We start from the raw sequence: 18,954 nt of genomic DNA on the forward strand, positions 1-18,954 counted from the left end.
GTTAAGCTGCATCTGCTTTGCTGTCTTCACTTTTACGTGCGGCTTTGCCGGCTAATAAATCAGCTGGGTCAAAGTCATCAACGTTAATTACGTCTAAACGGGCTTTTTCTACAGCAGCTAATTTATCAGCTTCTGCTTGACTTAATATGCCAGCTTCAAGGCCCATTTGCGCTACTTTATCAAGTTGAAAGAATGGCAGTTTAAGCCCTTTCTCTTTACAAACTCGCTCAAATAACGGCTCTACAGCCAGTACGTCTTTAAGTGTTTGCTCTTGACGGCCTACTAAATTAAGAGGTTCGTCAGTTAAATAAACATAGCTTGCTAAACGATTACGCGTTTCGCTAGGTACTTGTAGTAGTTGTGCTAGTTTATGCTCAAGTTTGTCTGTAGGTTTACGAACCGGGCGACCAAACGGGAATAACAATACTTTTAGTACGCCACGTAGTGGGGCAGATGGCATGTTATTGATTAAATCAGCAAGTGCACGTTGGCAATGGTAAAGGTGATCCTGACAACTCCATTTTACTAGAGCAAAATCTTCTTTTTTACGGCCTTCATCGTTGTAACGCTTAAGCGTTGCAGACACTAAGTAAAGGTAGCTTAGTAAATCACCTAAACGTGCTGAAATACGTTCTTTACGCTTAAGAGAACCCCCAAATACTGCCATGCTAATGTCAGACATAAGTGCTAAAGAGGCACTAAAGCGAGACGCGATTCGGTAAAACTCAGCGGTTTCATCTTTGTAAGGTACACTCGTAAAGCGTGCGCCTGTCAATGCAAGCCACTTAGTACGTACAAGGTTCGACATAGTAAAGCCAATGTGGCCCATTAGCGCTTTATCAAATACGTTAAGCGCTTCTTCGCGGTCTTCAATTTCACATGCACCAAGCTCTGTAAGTACAAATGGGTGACAGCGAATTGCACCTTGACCGTAAATAATCATATTACGGGTCAAGATGTTTGCACCTTCAACGGTAATGGCAATAGGTGCGCCTTGATAGCCACGACCTAAATAGTTATTTGGCCCAAGCATGATGCCCTTACCGCCAAGTACATCCATTGCATGAATGGTTGAGTCGCGCATTTGCTCAGTAAGGTGGTATTTAATAATAGCTGAAACTACCGATGGCTTTTCACCTAAATCAACTGCACCGGTAGACATGCTAACAGCTGCATCTGAGCTGTATGCGTAACCTGCAAGTTTAGCCAAAGACTCTTCAACACCTTCCATTTTACCAATAGGTAAACGAAACTGACGACGAATACGGCTATAAGCACCTGTAGCTAAGGCGATAGTTTTAATGCCACCGGTTGAATTTGACGGCAATGTGATTGCGCGGCCAACCGATAAACACTCAACCAGCATACGCCAGCCTTGACCTGCCATTTCCGGGCCGCCAATAATGTAATCAAGTGGTACAAATATGTCTTTACCGCGAGTTGGGCCATTTTGAAATGGTACGTTAAGCGGAAAGTGACGACGTCCAATTTCTACTCCAGGAGTATCTGTTGGAATAAGTGCACAGGTAATACCCGGCTCTTTAACATCGCTTAATAAACCGTCTGGATCTTGTAGTTTAAATGCAAGACCAAGTACTGTAGCCACGGGGGCAAGTGTAATGTAACGCTTATTCCACGTAAGGCTTACGCCTACAACTTCTTCGCCGTTCCATTGCCCTTTACACACTACACCGTAATCAGGAATTGAGCTTGCATCAGAGCCAGCCTCTGGCGAGGTTAGTGCAAAACAAGGGATTTCTTTACCGCTCGCTAAGCGTGGTAAGTAATGATCTTTTTGCTCTTTTGTACCATAGTGCTGTAACAATTCACCCGGGCCTAAAGAATTTGGTACACCAACAATTGACGAAAGTAGTGTTGATTTACTCGTTAACTTTTGAAGTACACAAGATTGTGCAAACGCAGAGAACTCTAAACCGCCGTATTCCTTTTTGATGATCATGGCAAAAAATTGATTATCTTTTAGGTATTGCCATACATCTTGAGGAAGGTCAGTAAGCTCGTGCGTTGCTTCCCAATCATCTAACATGCTACATACTACTTCTACAGGGCCATCAATAAAGGCTTGTTCTTCAATAGTAAGTTTAGGGATTGGGTATTGGTGTAGCTTTTTCCAATCTGGGTTACCACAAAATAAATCAGCTTCCCACCACGTAGTACCGGCATCGATTGCTGACTTTTCTGTGTCAGACATGCTTGGCGTTACTTTTTTAAAGGTAGAAAAAATAGGCTTTATTATATATTGCTGACGAATGCCAGTAACAGAAAGAGGAACCGCGATGATCAAAAAGATCAACCAGCTAATTAAACCAAACGCACCTGCAAAGGTACCAATTAATAAAGTTGCAGCAGAAACACCAAGTGCTGTGTTCCAACTCGCTCTGTGGTAAATCGCGATGCTGAGCAGAGCGATTAAACCGAGTGTAAATATGAGTGTCATTGCTTATTCCTTAATAGAGGTCAGACCACCTCAGTTAGAGTAGCGCTAGTAAGCTTAAGTTTCAAGTACATTACAGTGATAAATTATAGTCGAAATAGACATAATTAATTCATAGCTTCCCTTAAAGAGGAACGAGCATGCATTGCTACTGCGTTTAATTCAGCGATTAGTTATATTAAAGCGCTAAAAATCAGTAAATCAGCTAGCCAAAAAAGATTTTTTAAGTAAATATGTCTGCTGTAGCGCACTGTAAAACGCAGCGTTATTTATACGTATTTTTTAAGGGTTAGTTTATTAATGTGTGAATTACTTGGCATGTCAGCCAACGTACCTACCGATATTTGTTTTAGTTTTTCAGGGCTTTTAGAGCGCGGTGGCAATACCGGCCCGCATAAAGATGGTTGGGGTATTACCTTTTACGAAGGTAAAGGGTGTAGAACGTTTAAAGATCCTGAGCCAAGTTATCAATCAGAAATTGCAAAGCTCGTTAAAGCGTACCCAATTAAAAGCGTGTCGGTTATTAGCCATATTCGCCAAGGTAATCGTGGGCGAGTGTGCCTTGAGAATACCCATCCGTTTACACGGGAACTTTGGGGCCGCGAAATTACCTATGCACACAATGGGCAGCTTTCTAATTATCACGATTTAAAACCTGAGTATTATCGCCCTGTAGGCAATACCGACAGCGAACTGGCATTTTGTTGGTTGCTTGATAAAATTCGTGAAAAGTATCCAAAACGTCCCTCTAATATGGCCTCTGTTTTTAGATACGCTGCCAAGCTTTCACACACGTTGCGTGAAAAGGGCGTATTTAATATGTTGCTTACTGATGGCGTGTTTGTATTGGCGTATTGTACTAATAACTTACATTACATAACGCGCCGAGCGCCATTTGGCAAAGCAACCTTAATTGATGCTGATATGGTGGTTGATTTTCAACAAGAAACCACACCAAACGATGTAGTAACCGTAATAGCTACACGGCCACTCACGAACGATGAGCGCTGGCAAAAAATGCAGCCGGGTGAGTTTGCTTTATTTAAAATGGGCGAGTTAATTTAGCGCTAAATTAAAAGAATAAAAAAACGCGATATAAAATCGCGTTTTTTATTCAATATACACTTTGACCAATGCGCATAATTAATTGTTGCAAATAGGTGTTATAACGCCTCTACGCTAGCATCGCTTTTGTCTGCTACAGCTGCAGGAGCTGCGACAGGTTGAGTAACGGTAAACGAGTTCATTTGCACTTCAAACTGCTCCATCCCTTTTTCGCCTTTCCACATACGCACTAGCATGTAATCCATTTCTGGCGCAAACCATGCAAGCGCTTGGCGTTTGTCGTTATCGTATAAGCGTTTAACTTTAATGGCTTCTACATTGCCAATCGGCAACGAAATCATTTCAGTGCCTGTTACTTCAAAATTGTAGTCGCGGCGATTACCTTTTTTATCAATAAGCGGAAACGAGAAATTAGTTTCGCCTTTTTTTAGGCCTTCACGTACTTGTACTTGGTACGAAATAGCATCCTGAAATTCGTCAGTCCACTCGCATTTTAGCGGGTATTCGCTAGTGCTACTTGTGACCACTTTATTTTGCGTATCAAAGTCTATTTTGTAATCTTTATCTGGGCCTGTGCCTGTACGCACCATGTTGTAATGATGTGGGGTAACTTTGCCATCTTTGTATGTAAACTTTGAGGTTTCTTCGCGCGAGTCAGAAAAAATCATCCACTCTATATTGCTGTGATAAGTAAGCTCGTAGTTATTATCGCTTAATTTTTTAAGCTCACGTACGGCTTCACCATGATTTTTACCTTTGCGTAAAATATCATAGCTTGCTTGATACTGTGTTAGTTCGCCTGCAATAAGGCTAGTAGGAAGTAAAGCGCCCGCACATAATAGCAAGGCACTTATTTTTTTATTGTGGGTAGTGCGCGCCGTGTGCAGGAAGTTGTTTTTCGTCAAGAACTGCATAATCTGCTTCCATAGTAAGTCTTTGTTCACTGAACCATTTGACCACCAAAGGATAAATTATATGCTCTTGCTCGTGCACGCGCTTTGCTAATGTCTCTGCTGTATCATCCTTGAGTACAGGTATTTGCGCCTGAAGAATAACCGGACCGCCGTCTAATTCTTCAGTAACAAAGTGAACACTTACGCCATGAACATCGTCTTTTGCATCAATTGCTCTTTGGTGGGTATTCAGCCCCTGATACTTAGGCAACAAAGATGGATGAATGTTCAACATTTTTCCAACATATTTTTGCACTAAGCTAGGAGTAAGAATACGCATAAACCCAGCTAATACAACTAGATTCGGCATAAAAGAGTCGATAACGTTCATTAATTGCGCATCATAGGCTTCGCGCGAGTCAAAATCTTTATGACTGAGCACTTTTGTAGCTATGCCAGCTTGTTTAGCACGCTCTAGGCCATAAGCGTCTGCTTTATTGCTAATAACAGCCGCTATATGTCCATTTATCTCGCCACGTTCGCAGGCATCAATGATGGCTTGTAAATTAGAGCCACTACCTGAGATCAAAACTACCAGACGAGTGGGTGCCATTACTTAGCACCACCTACAATTTCTACTTGCTCTTCGCCTGGCGCTGCATTGTGAATTTCACCAAGGTGCCATGCGTTTTCGCCTAAGCCTTTTAAAATTGTTAAGCTTTGGTCAAGTTTGTCTGCAGGAACTACTAATACCATGCCAACACCACAGTTAAATGTACGGTACATCTCGTGCGTGGCAATGTTGCCGTTTTCTTGTAGCCAGTTAAAAATACTTGGCCACTGCCAGCTATCGCCTTTAACCACTGCCTTTGCAGAGCCTGGTAACACGCGAGGAATATTTTCCCAAAAGCCACCGCCAGTAATGTGCGAAAGGGCATGCACGTCAACTTGCTTAAATAACTCAAGTAAAGGTTTTACGTAAATACGTGTAGGCTCTAATAAATGCTCGCCTAATGTTTTACCGTCAATTACTTGGTTTGTATCAGCGTTTGATACTTCAAGTACTTTACGAATTAAAGAAAAACCGTTTGAGTGAGGGCCGCTAGATGCAAGCGCAATAAGCTGATCGCCTGCTGCTACTTTAGTGCCATCAATAATTTTAGATTTTTCTACTACACCGGTACAAAAGCCTGCCATGTCGTAGTCTTCACCATCATACATACCTGGCATTTCTGCTGTTTCGCCACCAATTAGGGCACAACCAGAAATCTCACAACCTTTACCAATACCGGTTACTACATCGGCTGCTGTGTCTATATCTAGTTTACCCGTTGCGTAGTAATCCAGAAAAAACAGGGGTTCAGCGCCTTGTACTATTAAATCGTTTACACACATCGCAACTAAATCAATACCAACAGTGTCGTGCTTTTTTAAATCGATAGCTAAACGAAGTTTAGTACCAACACCATCAGTACCAGCAACTAATACAGGTTGCTTATAACCTTCAGGAATTTCGCAAAGTGCGCCAAAACCACCAATTCCGCCCATAACTTCAGGACGACGAGTTTTTTTCACTACGCCTTTAATACGCTCAACAAGTGCATTACCAGCGTCGATATCTACGCCCGCGTCTTTATAGCTTAGAGACTGTTTTTGTTCGCTCACAGGTTTTCCTCAAAATAGTTGTTTTGGGTTGCTTAGAAACGCGCGTATTTTACAACAATTGCAAGGTCGCGGCTAGCGTAAATGTAATTTTGAAATAATTAACAAGGACACTTGTCCGCTGTTTGTTGTTTAAATAAACAAAAAAACGCCCATAGGCGTTTTTTTAGTATTTAAGGCGTAAATTTAACAGTTATGCTTTGGCGGTTAATATAGCTCTGAGAGGAGCAGGGTAACCTTCAATGGTTTTACTGGTGTCGCTTGGGTCTAAAAAATCAACTAACGATTCGTTTTCCATCCAGTCGGTTTTACGCTGCTCGTCAAGCGTGGTAATTGCACAATCTTTTACTTGCACATCTTTAAAGCCAACGCGATCCATCCATAGTTTTAATGCAGCAGTACTTGGAATAAACCACACATTGCGCATTTTTGCGTAGCGGTCAGTAGGCACGAGTACTGTATTTTCATCGCCTTCAATAACTAAGGTTTCTAGCACTAACTCGCCACCCGGGCGAAGCTGCGCTTTTAACTGCGCTAAAAAATCAATTGGCGAGCGACGATGATAAAGCACTCCCATCGAAAAAACCGTATCAAACGCTTTAAGCTCGGGTAATGCTTCAACGCCTAGTGGCAATAAATGTACGTTTTCGTCTGGGTTGTAGTGTTTAATTGCCTGAAACTGACATAAAAATAAATCAGACGGATCAATACCCACCACAAACTCGGCGCCTTCACCGCGCATTCGCCATAAATGATAGCCAGAGCCACAGCCAATATCTAACACTGTACGGCCTTTTAATGGCTCAATATGAGGAAGGAGGCGATCCCATTTCCAATCACTGCGCCATTCGGTGTTTATTTCAATACCGTGAACACTAAAGGGGCCTTTTCGCCAAGGCATCATTCGCTTTAGTAAATGCGTTGCTTGTTTTTGCTCGCCTTCGCTCATTTCCCCTGGCGCGCCAATTTCTACCTTAGTAGCTATGTCAACATGCGTAGTTTTTACTTCAGGTAAATTTTTAAGTACTTTTTGCCATTTGGGTAAATCACCATGGCTTGCCTCTAACTGCCAATGTTTTAATTGAGCGGGTAGGGTTTCTAGCCAGTGGCTAAGTGGACTTTGTGCAATTGCAGCGTAAAATTGGTTAAACCATTGAGACATAAATTACTCTTTTTATTTAATTGCTACCATTGAGCAAAAATTAAAACATTGGTACCACACCTGCGTTTGGCTAAAGCCAATATCGCTTAAACGATTAAAGTGTGTGCTGAGCGTATCGGGACGCATTACGTTTTCAATAGCAGTGCGTTTTTGGCTTATTTCAAGCTCTGAGTAGCCATTGTGACGTTTAAAGTCGTGGTGCAAATCAATTAATAAGTTATCGCATTGCTCGTTTTCGGCTTTAATTTTTTCGCTGAGTAACAATACGCCACCGGGCTTTAAGTTGGCGTATATTTTTTCAAGCACGGCTTGGCGCTGTGCATGAGGTATAAATTGCAGCGTAAAGTTCATTGCCACAACCGATGCGTTTTGAATTTCAAGCTCGTTGATATCGCCTAAAGTAACAGTAACCGGCACGTCCGATTTAAAACCTTGTAAATGCATTTTACAACGCTCAACCATGGCCTGTGAGTTATCTACTGCAATAATGTGGCAGTTATCAGTACGAATATTACGGCGCATACTCAGTGTTACTGCACCTAGCGAGCAACCTAAGTCATAAAGGTTTGAATTGCTTTGTGCGTATTCGCCGGCTAATTTACCCATCGTGCTTACAATAGTGGCATAACCAGGTACAGAGCGCTGAATCATATCAGGAAATACTTCAACCACATTTTGGTCAAAGCTAAAATCTTTTACTTGTTGCTCAGAGGCATAAATACTGTCTTTTATGGTCACGAAGGCAGTCTCTTTAAAAATAATGATGCTATTTTAACATTTTATGCTGGATAGTCAGTGATAAATTCAGTAGCTTGGCTAGAATAATGAATAATAAGTATAAAAGAGAGCGTTAAATGAGCAAAAGTAAGGTAATTAGTACAGACGATATATTAGCAACCCTTTGTCATTCAGTGACGGGAGTCCTTTCATCAGCAAGTGGTAACGAAATAAGCTACTCAGCCATGGTGCAAAAAATAACGCGCACCTGTATGCGACCAGATATAGGTTGCTTCGTATTATTTGACGGTGGCTTTACAGGGCTTGTTGTAACCAATTTTACTGCGCAAGCCGCAATGGAGATTTATGGTGATTACATGCGCAATATGGGCATGCCAGAGGAAGAAATTGCCCATAGCCATTTATCAGACGATGTTTCAAATGTAATGGGCGAGCTGATGAACCAAATTGTTGGCGACTTTACCTCTAAAGTACGCGAGCAATTACATACGTCTATTACACAAAACCAGCCAAAAATGATGGCAATCAACAAACAAGTGCAAATATCGGTAGATACCACCATGGATCGCCCACAAGCACGCCGCGTAACCTTTACTACGCGTAACCAAAATATCTTTTATCTAGAGTTGGCAATGGATAAAACTGAGTTTATTAAACTTCATGATTTTGACATTGTAGAAGCGATAGACCCAGACGATATTATTGAAAACGAAGCTAAACAAAAAGCTGAAAAAGAAAAAGTAAAGTCAAAAGAAGCAGAAAAAGATGATGCCGATGACGACTTTATGGCTGAATTAGGGCTTTAAGTTTATTTATGTAGGTTGGGTTGAGTGAAACGAAACCCAACCCAACACGCTTTTGAGCTGCCAGTTGAAAAGTTACTTAAAAACGCGATTTGATATCGCGTTTTTTGTTTTAGGTAATAATTAATATTATAAGGCAACAAACAGTTTATTTATGAGTTACTTGGTGTGAATTTTGCTTGTAGTTATAACTGTGAATATATTAATTCATCAAAAGGGGAAATAGATGCAACTTACTCATAATTTAATGGACCTATACTTTAATTATAACGGCAGAGTTGGTGATGTGAAGGGCGCCCAAGAGGGCATTGAGGAATTTGAACAAATAGCTAAAACGGCTTCAACTGAAGAGGAGAAAATTCGTTATGAGCAGGCTGCAGAGAAGTTAAAAACCGAAATACTCCCAAAAATGCAAAAAGAGATGGAGCAACTAGCTAAGGAGCTAGGGTTAGACTCTAGCGATATTGGTAAAGTAGCGAAAGCAGATTCGAAAGAGTCAGTGACTCTAGCTATACGTCAGCAGCCCCAAGGGAAGCTGCTATTACTAAATTCGTATGAAGTAGGCAACTATTACCACAATAAAATTTAGATGTATGCTGATTCCGTATTGGAAAATACCCTAGCGGCAATTCATTACCGGATAAATAGAAACTATTCTTTGTCTTACTTAAAAGTTCAAAAGCATCTGCAAATTCGAAAGATAAATATGGCTTTGTGATCATCATGAAATTGACCGCCTAATAAGGATTCTCACCCATCGCGACTACCACACAAAAAATCCGTAAATCTAACTCTAACTGGTGATACTGCGGCTCCATGTGACAACACAGTTTATAAAAGCCTTTGTTGTGGTCTTTTTCTTTAAAATGCGCGAGTTCGTGTACGACTAATGCTTTTAGTAGTGGCTCGGGTGCGCGCAGTAAATCGCTGTTTATGGCTAAGTCGTGCTTACGGGTTTTACCTTGCATGCGGTAAGTGTGAGTACCTAATGCATTGGTGACCATACAAAATATCTTTTATCTAGAGTTGGCAATGGATAAAACTGAGTTTATTAAACTTCATGATTTTGACATTGTAGAAGCAATAGACCCAGACGATATTATTGAAAACGAAGCTAAACAAAAAGCCGAAAAAGAAAAAGTAAAGTCAAAAGAAGCAGAAAAAGATGATGCCGATGACGACTTTATGGCTGAATTAGGGCTTTAAGTTTATTTATGCAGGTTGGGTTGAGTGAAACGAAACCCAACACGCTTTTGAGCTGCCAGTTGAAAAGTTACTTAAAAACGCGATTTGATATCGCGTTTTTTGTTTTAGGTAATAATTAATATTATAAGGCAACAAACAGTTTAGTTATGAGTTACTTGGTGTGAATTTTGCTTATAGTTATAACTGTGAATATATTAATTCATCAAAAGGGGAAATAGATGCAACTTACTCATAATTTAATGGACCTATACTTTAATTATAACGGCAGAGTTGGTGATGTGAAGGGCGCCCAAGAGGGCATTGAGGAATTTGAACAAATAGCTAAAACGGCTTCAACTGAAGAGGAGAAAATTCGTTATGAGCAGGCTGCAGAGAAGTTAAAAACCGAAATACTCCCAAAAATGCAAAAAGAGATGGAGCAACTAGCTAAGGAGCTAGGGTTAGACTCTAGCGATATTGGTAAAGTAGCGAAAGCAGATTCGAAAGAGTCAGTGACTCTAGCTATACGTCAGCAGCCCCAAGGGAAGCTGCTATTACTAAATTCGTATGAAGTAGGCAACTATTACCACAATAAAATTTAGATGTATGCTGATTCCGTATTGGAAAATACCCTAGCGGCAATTCATTACCGGATAAATAGAAACTATTCTTTGTCTTACTTAAAAGTTCAAAAGCATCTGCAAATTCGAAAGATAAATATGGCTTTGTGATCATCATGAAATTGACCGCCTAATAAGGATTCTCACCCATCGCGACTACCACACAAAAAATCCGTAAATCTAACTCTAACTGGTGATACTGCGGCTCCATGTGACAACACAGTTTATAAAAGCCTTTGTTGTGGTCTTTTTCTTTAAAATGCGCGAGTTCGTGTACGACTAATGCTTTTAGTAGTGGCTCGGGTGCGCGCAGTAAATCGCTGTTTATGGCTAAGTCGTGCTTACGGGTTTTACCTTGCATGCGGTAAGTGTGAGTACCTAATGCATTGGTGACCATATCGCCTTGTTTTTTAAATGCTGCGCGGCCAAACGGTGGGGCGTTTTTTAAATACTGTTTTTTTAAATCAGTGGCGTAGCTGTAAAGCAGTTTATCGGTGGTTATGGTGTGCGCTTGCGGGTACTTTTTTAGTAAGTAGTTACTTACTTTTTTGTTTTTAATTAGGCTTAATACCTGCTCAACAATATTGGCTGGGTAGCCGGTAAAATAGCGTGCGTATTCACTCATTTTTATTCTCTATTTAAAAAAGCGTAGGCTGGTGGGCTTCTTTTTCACCGCTGAATGGATTTAATACTGGGTGACTGTACCCTAGGTCTTCACAAAATTGGCGTGCAAGTAGTGGCGATTCACGGTTATCGGCAGTATGAAAAAACACATAGGGTGTTTTACCCTCATCAAGCCATTGTTTTACTTTACTTAGCCACGGCTTATAAAAGGGTTTATAGTCGTTTTGTAAATCGGCTATGACAAAGCGCGCCATAGGCTGCATGCCTGTAGCTATTGCATGTACAGGTAAGTGGGGCTTTTTTTGTTGTGCATCTATTAACGCCTCGGTGGTGGGCTTTATTGCAAAAAGCGCGCGCGTATCCATAGAAATACGGTTTATATTATTTGCCATTAATAGCTGATTTAGGGCAATTTCGGCTTCGCCTTTTGTAAAAAAATCGCTGTGGCGTACTTCTACCCCGTAACTTAGCTCCTTGGGGAGCAAGCTAATAAACTGGGCGAGCTTAGGTAAGTCGTTTGGCCCAAATGCTTTGGGTAATTGCAGCATAACTTGCCCTGTTTTTTCTAAAATAGGGGAGAACAAGCTAAGCCAATCGGTAAGCTCTGTTTGAATGTTACTGAGCTGTAGCTCGTGACTAAAACGACGATGAAATTTAAATGTAAACTTAAAGTCATCGGGTACACTTTGTGCCCAGCGTAATAGAGTGCTTGGCGATGGATCGGCGTAAAAGCTGGTATTGCCTTCAACTGAATTAAAATGCTGTGCGTATTGGCTAAGCATATCGGCGTTTTTACATTGGCTTGAAAATAAATTGCCTTTCCACGCGTTGCTCGACCACTGAGGGCATCCAATATATAACATATAAATAGCTGATAAATTACTTCGTGACGCAAGTGTACCAAATACATTTGGTAGTTGCTGCAAATTAACATTACAAAGCTAAACACACGCCCTAGCATCTTGATACTACTTGGGTATAATGCAGGGCTTAATTTGATTATTTTTAGATTGCTAGCGGCTTTATTTGTATTGTGGTGACCTGTTTTTTAAATCACACGCCTTAAAACAAATAAATTTAACCGTTAAAGCCTTTTATCTGACAGGAAAACTATGCGCTCTATATATTGCGGACAGCTAAATAAAACTCACGTAGATCAAGAAGTTGAACTATGTGGCTGGATCAACAAACGACGTGACCTTGGTGGACTTATCTTTGTCGATTTACGCGATAGAGAAGGTTTAGTACAAGTTGTATTCGATCCAGAAGTTGAAGGACTAATGGATACCGCTAACAAACTTCGTCAAGAATTTTGTGTGCAGTTAAAAGGGGTTGTACGTGCGCGCCCAGACAGCCAAATAAATAAAGATATGGCAACTGGCGAAGTGGAAATTTTAGGTACTGAGCTTACAATCATTAACCGTTCAGAGCCATTACCGCTTGATTTTAACCAAACAAATTCAGAAGAGCGCCGCTTAAAGTACCGTTACTTAGATTTACGTCGCCTTGAAATGAGCGACCGTATTAAATTACGCGCTAAAGCAAGTAGCTTTGTTCGCCGCTTTTTAGATGAAAACGGCTTTTTAGATATCGAAACACCTGTACTTACTAAAGCAACACCAGAAGGCGCGCGCGATTATTTAGTACCGAGCCGTGTTCACAAAGGTAGCTTTTACGCGTTACCGCAGTCGCCACAGTTGTTTAAGCAATTGTTAATGATGTCGGGTTTTGACCGTTACTACCAAATTGTTAAATGTTTCCGTGATGAAGATTTACGTGCTGATCGCCAACCAGAATTTACCCAAATAGATTTAGAAACCTCGTTCATGAGCTCTGATCAAGTACGTGGTATGACTGAAAAAATGATTCGTGAGATGTGGCAATCATTATTAAACGTTGATTTAGGCGACTTCCCAATTATGCCTTACAGCGAGGCAATGAGCCTGTATGGTTCAGATAAGCCAGATTTACGTAACCCAATGAAATTAGTTGATGTTGCAGATTTAGTTAAAGACGTAGAGTTTAATGTTTTCTCTGGTCCTGCTAATGACGAAAAAGGCCGTGTTGCTGTACTAACTGTACCGGGTGGCGCTAAACTTTCTCGCAAACAACTTGATGATTACACCAAGTTTATTGGTATTTACGGCGCTAAAGGCATGGCGTGGATGAAAGTAAACGACCGCGATGCAGGTGCTGAGGGCGTTCAATCTCCAGTAGCTAAGTTTTTAAACGAAGAGGTAATTACCCAGTTACTTGAGCGTACTAACGCACAAACTGGCGATATTATTTTATTTGGTGCTGATAAACGCAACGTTGTAAACGAAGCAATGGGCGCGCTTCGCTTGAAGATTGGTGTTGATTTAGAAATCACTAATCTTAATAGTTGGGCGCCACTTTGGGTTGTTGACTTCCCAATGTTTGAAGAAGATGACGAAGGGGTGCTTCACGCAGTACACCATCCATTCACAGCACCAAAAGATATTAGCGCAGAAGAGCTTGAAGCAAACCCAGCAGCGGCTATTTCAGATGCTTACGATATGGTATTAAACGGCTACGAAGTAGGTGGCGGTTCGGTACGTATTCACAATGCAGATATGCAAGAAGCAGCATTTAGAATTTTAGGTATTGACGCACAAGAGCAACAAGATAAGTTTGGCTTTTTACTTGATGCCCTTAAATACGGCACACCGCCGCATGCAGGTTTAGCCTTTGGTCTTGACCGTTTAGTTATGCTTTTATGTGGTACAGATAACATTCGTGACGTTATTGCTTTCCCTAAAACCACTCAAGCATCGTGCTTATTAACCGATGCACCTAGTAAAGCTAATAGCGACTCTTTAACTGAGCTTGCAATTAGCGTAGTAGAAAAAGCAATTCCTAGCGAAGAGTAATACCACGCACAACACGTGTGATTAGCTAGATTTAAAAACCCTTAGGAGTATGCCTAGGGGTTTTTTTATGGTTAAATTTAAAGCAGTTTAAATATTGTACCAATCGGCTTAAATATTTAGCCTTTTTAGCGTGCTAAACAAAGCGTTAACAGTGTTATAAATTTCTCATGCAAAACTATATGTCGATATTTATGCCTTGTTATCACTCTATTTATCTGTCGCTATAAATGACTAGTAACTTAAGCTGATTGGTATTATTCAATAGAGAGGGAGTTCTTATGTCGTTTAATCTCACATTATTTGGTGAATTTTTGGCTTTTTTTATTATGTTTTGCATTCCGATTTTTGCGCTTATTAGCTACAAAATAGGTAAACGTAAAAGTACCATGCCTGGCGTTTTAGCCTTTGTAGGCGGATGTTTAGCAGTATTTCCGCTGTTTGGCTTAATTTTTATAGCCTTATTAGCGCTTAAACAAGATTTGCCTAAAACGAGCCCTTACGCTCATTAACAAAAACCTAATTACGGATAAGCAGTAACAGTGTCAATTTCCAATAATAATCATTATTACGACCAGCAATTTAGTACCTTGCAGTTAGCAGAGCAATTAATTGAAAACGCTGAATTTGAAGCGTGTACGTTTACTGAGTGTGATTTCTCACAGGCGCACTTTAAAACATGCCGATTTATAGAGTGCAGCTTTAAAAATTGTAATTTGTCGTCACTCAAGTGGGGCTACAGCTCCCTTGAAAATGTAAGCTTTAGTGATTGTAAGCTAAACAGTGTGCAGTGGGGCGATGCTGATTGGGGAGCACTGAGTATTGATGCGCCGGTGAGCTTTAATAGCTGTGAGCTTAGTAACAGCTCTTTTTATGATTTAACTTTAAAATCACTAAAACTAATTCACTGCTTTGCAAAAAACGTTGATTTTAGACATGGCAACTTAAAGCAAAGTAAGTTTACCGGAACAGATTTTCGCGATAGTGAGTTTTTTCAGACCAATTTAACTAAGTGTGACTTTGTTGGTGCAACTGAGTTTAATATTGATTTAAATAATAATGTATTAGCGGGGGCTAAATTTGAGCGCTTTGAAGCACTTAATTTGCTTAAAAGCCTTGATATAGAGCTTTGTGACTAGTTTACGTTGTTTAGAAGCTACAAAATGCGAGCTTCTAAACAATAAATAACCTACATTGAGATTAATAATAGCTTTAGCTAGTTATTAACAGCTAGGGCCATTTTTGTTACGTGCGCTTGCAAGTGCGCGAGCAATTTCCAGTAACGCAGGGGTAATATCATCAGCACCGTCTTTAACAAGCTTAGTTACATCACCTGATGAATATAAGCTATCGCGCGGCGACTTTATTCCTAACTCACGAACAAAGTCTTTTGTTTTACCTGTGCTGCCGGTTTCAATAAATTTGAAAATAATACGCTCGTTATTACTTTTTGGCTCGGCCTTTAATACGGCAATTTCTTCTTTGTAGGCTTCTATTCGACTTTGCAAAATGTCGATACGTTGTTCAATGGTGTTATATGATTTCATGGGGTACTTTCTAAATTAACTAAAAATAATACCCGTATTATCGCATACATTAGCAATGACGCGCGCTAACCTTTATGGTAAAAGTTATTTTTATTTAAAAACAATAATTTATATAATTTAAAACATGCATAAAGCAATAAAAAAGTTACTAATATTAAGCGCACTTACACTAAGCGCGAGTTTAATGTCACCATTGAGCTTTGCTCAAGACGGTGTGATAGTAGATGAAAGCCGCAATCGCACCATTCCTATCAATATCACACTCCCAAATAATAGTAATCAATGCAGCGGGCAGGCAAAGTGCCCTGTAGCATTTGTAAATGCGGGCTACGGCATTAGCCACAATGACTACACGTTTGCGAGTAAGCTATTTAATGCACAAGGCTATTTAAGTATTGCAGTGGCGCATGAGCTTAAAACCGACCCTAAACTCAACCACAATCAGCCCTATTTAACTACCCGTATGGAAAACTGGCACCGCGGTGTAGTAACGCTTAAGTTTTTAGTTAATCAACTAAGTGCGCAATACCCTGAGTATAACTTTTCTCAGCTCACGTTATTTGGCCACTCAAACGGCGGCGATATATCCGCTTTATACGCTGCAATCTATCCAGATGAAGTAAGCCAAGTAATTACACTCGATCACCGCCGTATGTTGATCCCACGTAATAAAAGCATACGCGTACTTACACTTCGTGGTAGTGATTATCCAGCTGATGCAAATGTGCTGTTAAACGATACAGAGCTTAAAGAGTTTCCTGTTAGCCAAATAACGATTGAAAAATCGCGACATAACGATATGTACGATGGCGGGCCAGCGTGGCTGGTAGATAGAATAAGTAAAGAAGTAGTGGCGTTTTTAAATTAATAAAACTTGTAGGGCTTTACTTTATTAAATAGCGCAGCCATGGCTGCGCTATTTTTGTTTTAGTTACTCAACTAACTCACTGACAACAAGAGGGCTGTTATGCAGGGTTTTATGTACAGGGCATTTGTCGGCTATTTCTAGCAGGCGTTGGCGCTGTGCTTCAGTTAAGTCGCCGCGTAGGGTTATTTTACGGGTAATGGCTTCAAGTGTTTGAGTGCATTCACCGTTGTCGCAATCTTGGTAGTAGTCACGCGTGTGTTCAAGCTCTACTTTTACATGATCAAGCGGCAGCTTTTTTAACGTGGCGTACATACGCAATGTCATTGATGTACACGCGCCTAGGCCTGCGAGTATATGATCGTATGGATCAGGGCCTAAGTTATTTCCACCTACTTTTATAGGTTCATCTGCAAGCCATGTATGATCTTTGGTGCTCACATGCTGAGTGAATATATGGTCTTTTTCTTCTACTAAAACTTTTCCACCTTCTAATTTTGCGCTATAGCCAGTTTTATCATATTCAACGTAGCGGTTTGCCCAATTAGCAATAATAGTGGCTGCGTAATCAGCGTCGTCTTTATTAGTTAATAAGTGATCGGCGTTATCTAGGCTTATAAAACTTTTAGGGTGTTTCGCTGATGCGTAAATTTTCTCAGCTTCAGAAATATTTACTGTGGAATCAACAGGGGAGTGCATAACTAATAACGCGCGTTTTAATTTGCCTATGTGGCTACGACCGTATTTTGCTATGTCCTCTACAAATTGCTTTTTAATGGTAAATTCACGCCCGGCTAAGCTTACTTTAGCTTCACCTGCTGCGTTAATTTCATCAAGGTGTGCTTCAAAGTTATGCGCTACATGCTGCGCATCTGACGGTGCGCCAATGGTTGTAATCGCTGATATTTCAGGAATATGCTCTGCTGCAGCAAGCACGGCTGCACCGCCTAAGCTGTGGCCAATTAATAGCTGGGGGGCTTCAAAATTATTTCGCAAGTGATCGGCTGCGGCCACTAAGTCTTGAATATTCGAAGAAAAATTACTATTGGCAAAATCGCCATCACTATTACCAAGGCCAGTAAAATCAAAACGCAGTACGGCAATCCCTTGCTGGGTAAGTGCACGGCTAATACGGGTTGCAGCTGCTATGTCTTTTCCGCAGGTAAAGCAGTGGGCAAAGAGCGCATAAAACTTTATATCGCCAGATGGGCGTTCGAGTTGACCGGCAAGTTCTAAATCGCCGCTTTTAAAAGATACTTTTTGTCGCATGTGGAAGCCTTCGTGTCGCAATTTAATACATTACAATCATAGACCAGATATAGGCATTATTTGTTGCAAATTCAATGTTTATTCTGCTTTGATCTCGATCAAGTGAACTGTTTATTAAATAGCCTTAAGGACATTTGTCCTTATGTTTTTGAGGTGGTTTGTCTATCCTCGCACGGCGCTATAATGAAGGATTTGCTACTTTATCTTGGCATGTTAACTATATTTTAAAGCAGTTCACTTCTAACAACCTATTCACTGGAACGTACAATGCAATTACCTACTGTTGATTATAAAGCTCCCGATGCGGCTGCTCACTTTGTTGAATCGTTAAGAAATACTGGTTTTGGTGTATTAAAGAATCACCCAATTCCACAATCTTTAGTTGAGTCTATCTATAAAAATTGGCAAGACTTCTTTAATTCAGAGCAAAAGCACGACTTTTTATTCTCTAAAGAAACGCAAGACGGTTATTTTCCGCCTTCAGTATCTGAAGTAGCTAAAGGCTTTACAGTAAAAGACATTAAAGAGTACTTTCATGTTTACCCTAAAGGCCGAGTACCGGCGCAGCTTGAAGCTGACGTACGTGAGTACTACCGCTTAGCTAACGAATTTGCAGCAACGCTTTTAAGCTGGGTTCAAGCAGAGGCACCAGCGGATGTACGTGCTAAGTTCTCTATTGATTTAAAAGACATGATTGCTGATTCTGAGCAAACATTGTTACGTATTTTACATTACCCGCCAATGACAGGTGACGAAGAGCCAGGTGCTATTCGCGCTGCTGCCCACGGTGACATCAACTTGTTAACTGTATTGCCAGCGTCAAACGAGCCAGGCCTACAAGTTCAAAAAACAGATGGTGGTTGGTTAGACGTACCATGTGATTTTGGCAGCCTTATTATTAATATTGGTGACATGTTACAAGAAGCGTCGGGCGGATATTTTCCATCGACTATTCACCGTGTAATTAACCCTACAGGTAAGGCGTCTACTAAATCACGCATTTCGTTGCCGCTGTTTTTACACCCGCGTCCAGATGTTGTTTTGTCTGAACGTTACACTGCTGACAGTTACCTACAAGAGCGCTTACGCGAGCTAGGTGTTAAATAGCGCTAATAATAAGCGCTATTAGGTATAAACAAAAAACGGCTACTGGCCGTTTTTTGCATTTTTAAGCAATA

Annotated in this window: 19 protein-coding genes and 2 pseudogenes; 10 read left to right on the plus strand and 11 right to left on the minus strand. The window is 40.6% G+C overall.

Going from position 1 to position 18,954, the window contains the following annotated elements:
- Position 1: 1 nt before the first annotated feature.
- Positions 2–2,458, minus strand: a complete 2,457-nt coding sequence (fadE, locus tag J8L73_RS16425) for an acyl-CoA dehydrogenase FadE (protein ID WP_211018710.1) — start codon at positions 2,456–2,458, stop codon at positions 2–4.
- 297 nt (positions 2,459–2,755) lie between these two features.
- Between fadE and J8L73_RS16430 the strand changes: the two genes are divergently transcribed.
- Positions 2,756–3,520, plus strand: a complete 765-nt coding sequence (locus tag J8L73_RS16430) for a class II glutamine amidotransferase (RefSeq protein ID WP_211000586.1) — start codon at positions 2,756–2,758, stop codon at positions 3,518–3,520.
- Positions 3,521–3,618: 98 nt separating this feature from the next.
- On the opposite strand, the gene J8L73_RS16435 is transcribed toward J8L73_RS16430, so the two are convergent.
- The 5 genes from J8L73_RS16435 to cmoA all read right to left on the minus strand — a co-directional run bounded on the left by J8L73_RS16435 (position 3,619) and on the right by cmoA (position 7,975).
- The gene (locus J8L73_RS16435) at positions 3,619–4,434 is read right to left on the minus strand and encodes a DUF3108 domain-containing protein (protein ID WP_227006953.1); all 816 of its coding nucleotides are present in this window, start codon (positions 4,432–4,434) and stop codon (positions 3,619–3,621) included.
- On the minus strand, positions 4,379–5,026 hold the full coding sequence (gene purN / locus J8L73_RS16440) for a phosphoribosylglycinamide formyltransferase (RefSeq protein WP_058548297.1): 648 nt from the start codon (positions 5,024–5,026) through the stop codon (positions 4,379–4,381). Before purN ends, J8L73_RS16435 begins: the two co-directional genes overlap by 56 nt.
- Entirely contained in the window at positions 5,026–6,078 is a 1,053-nt protein-coding gene (gene purM / locus J8L73_RS16445) for a phosphoribosylformylglycinamidine cyclo-ligase (protein ID WP_211018717.1), read from the minus strand. The genes purN and purM overlap by 1 nt, the downstream gene beginning before the upstream one ends.
- A 190-nt stretch (positions 6,079–6,268) precedes the next feature.
- Complete coding sequence (cmoB, locus tag J8L73_RS16450) at positions 6,269–7,237, minus strand: tRNA 5-methoxyuridine(34)/uridine 5-oxyacetic acid(34) synthase CmoB (RefSeq protein WP_211018719.1); 969 nt, start codon at positions 7,235–7,237, stop codon at positions 6,269–6,271.
- A gap of 12 nt (positions 7,238–7,249) precedes the next feature.
- Positions 7,250–7,975 carry a carboxy-S-adenosyl-L-methionine synthase CmoA gene (gene cmoA, locus J8L73_RS16455; protein ID WP_002959989.1) on the minus strand — a complete coding sequence of 242 codons (726 nt, stop codon included), beginning with the start codon at positions 7,973–7,975 and terminating at the stop codon, positions 7,250–7,252.
- A 116-nt stretch (positions 7,976–8,091) separates the two neighbouring features.
- Between cmoA and J8L73_RS16460 the strand changes: the two genes are divergently transcribed.
- Together J8L73_RS16460 and J8L73_RS16465 are read left to right on the plus strand one after the other, a co-directional pair.
- Positions 8,092–8,781, plus strand: coding sequence for a DUF3334 family protein (locus J8L73_RS16460; protein ID WP_211000582.1), 690 nt, complete (start codon positions 8,092–8,094; stop codon positions 8,779–8,781).
- A 223-nt stretch (positions 8,782–9,004) separates the two neighbouring features.
- Entirely contained in the window at positions 9,005–9,367 is a 363-nt protein-coding gene (locus J8L73_RS16465; RefSeq protein WP_211000581.1) for a hypothetical protein, read from the plus strand.
- A 148-nt stretch (positions 9,368–9,515) separates the two neighbouring features.
- Here the strand turns inward: J8L73_RS16465 and J8L73_RS16470 are convergent.
- Positions 9,516–9,782 (minus strand): annotated as a pseudogene (locus J8L73_RS16470) (YgjP-like metallopeptidase domain-containing protein); the annotation flags it as partial.
- Position 9,783: 1 nt separating this feature from the next.
- Between J8L73_RS16470 and J8L73_RS16475 the strand changes: the two are divergent.
- Together J8L73_RS16475 and J8L73_RS16480 are read left to right on the plus strand one after the other, a co-directional pair.
- Positions 9,784–9,984 (plus strand): annotated as a pseudogene (locus J8L73_RS16475) (DUF3334 family protein); the annotation flags it as partial.
- Positions 9,985–10,202: 218 nt separating this feature from the next.
- Entirely contained in the window at positions 10,203–10,565 is a 363-nt protein-coding gene (locus J8L73_RS16480) for a hypothetical protein (protein WP_211000581.1), read from the plus strand.
- A 148-nt stretch (positions 10,566–10,713) separates the two neighbouring features.
- Here J8L73_RS16480 and J8L73_RS16485 read toward each other — a convergent pair whose 3' ends face one another.
- Positions 10,714–11,208 (minus strand): YgjP-like metallopeptidase domain-containing protein, encoded by a 495-nt coding sequence (locus tag J8L73_RS16485; RefSeq protein ID WP_211000580.1) that lies wholly within the window; start codon positions 11,206–11,208, stop codon positions 10,714–10,716.
- A 13-nt stretch (positions 11,209–11,221) separates the two neighbouring features.
- A complete protein-coding gene (locus tag J8L73_RS16490) occupies positions 11,222–12,070 on the minus strand; it encodes a DUF72 domain-containing protein (RefSeq protein WP_211018758.1) in 849 nt (282 codons plus the stop codon).
- A gap of 249 nt (positions 12,071–12,319) precedes the next feature.
- Here J8L73_RS16490 and aspS point away from each other — a divergent pair, with 249 nt between their 5' ends.
- The 3 genes from aspS (at position 12,320) to J8L73_RS16505 (ending at position 15,234) form a co-directional block, all read left to right on the plus strand.
- Positions 12,320–14,098, plus strand: a complete 1,779-nt coding sequence (gene aspS / locus J8L73_RS16495) for an aspartate--tRNA ligase (protein ID WP_211018721.1) — start codon at positions 12,320–12,322, stop codon at positions 14,096–14,098.
- A 278-nt stretch (positions 14,099–14,376) separates the two neighbouring features.
- Positions 14,377–14,607: a hypothetical protein gene (locus tag J8L73_RS16500; RefSeq protein ID WP_211018722.1), complete on the plus strand. Its 231-nt coding sequence runs from the start codon at positions 14,377–14,379 to the stop codon at positions 14,605–14,607.
- Positions 14,608–14,637: 30 nt separating this feature from the next.
- The gene (locus J8L73_RS16505) at positions 14,638–15,234 is read left to right on the plus strand and encodes a pentapeptide repeat-containing protein (RefSeq protein WP_211018724.1); all 597 of its coding nucleotides are present in this window, start codon (positions 14,638–14,640) and stop codon (positions 15,232–15,234) included.
- Positions 15,235–15,318: 84 nt separating this feature from the next.
- Here the strand turns inward: J8L73_RS16505 and J8L73_RS16510 are convergent, their stop codons facing one another.
- The gene (locus J8L73_RS16510) at positions 15,319–15,642 is read right to left on the minus strand and encodes a hypothetical protein (protein WP_211018726.1); all 324 of its coding nucleotides are present in this window, start codon (positions 15,640–15,642) and stop codon (positions 15,319–15,321) included.
- A gap of 124 nt (positions 15,643–15,766) precedes the next feature.
- On the opposite strand from J8L73_RS16510, the gene J8L73_RS16515 reads away from it, so the two are divergent.
- A complete protein-coding gene (locus J8L73_RS16515) occupies positions 15,767–16,510 on the plus strand; it encodes an alpha/beta hydrolase (RefSeq protein WP_211018728.1) in 744 nt (247 codons plus the stop codon).
- Positions 16,511–16,573: 63 nt separating this feature from the next.
- Here the strand turns inward: J8L73_RS16515 and J8L73_RS16520 are convergent, their stop codons facing one another.
- Positions 16,574–17,776, minus strand: a complete 1,203-nt coding sequence (locus tag J8L73_RS16520) for a bifunctional alpha/beta hydrolase/OsmC family protein (RefSeq protein WP_211018729.1) — start codon at positions 17,774–17,776, stop codon at positions 16,574–16,576.
- 267 nt (positions 17,777–18,043) lie between these two features.
- Here J8L73_RS16520 and J8L73_RS16525 point away from each other — a divergent pair, with 267 nt between their 5' ends.
- On the plus strand, positions 18,044–18,883 hold the full coding sequence (locus J8L73_RS16525; RefSeq protein ID WP_138681410.1) for a 2OG-Fe(II) oxygenase family protein: 840 nt from the start codon (positions 18,044–18,046) through the stop codon (positions 18,881–18,883).
- Positions 18,884–18,954: the final 71 nt, after the last annotated feature.

Source organism: Pseudoalteromonas sp. MMG006 (assembly GCF_018101025.1).
Taxonomy (GTDB): Bacteria; Pseudomonadota; Gammaproteobacteria; order Enterobacterales; family Alteromonadaceae; genus Pseudoalteromonas.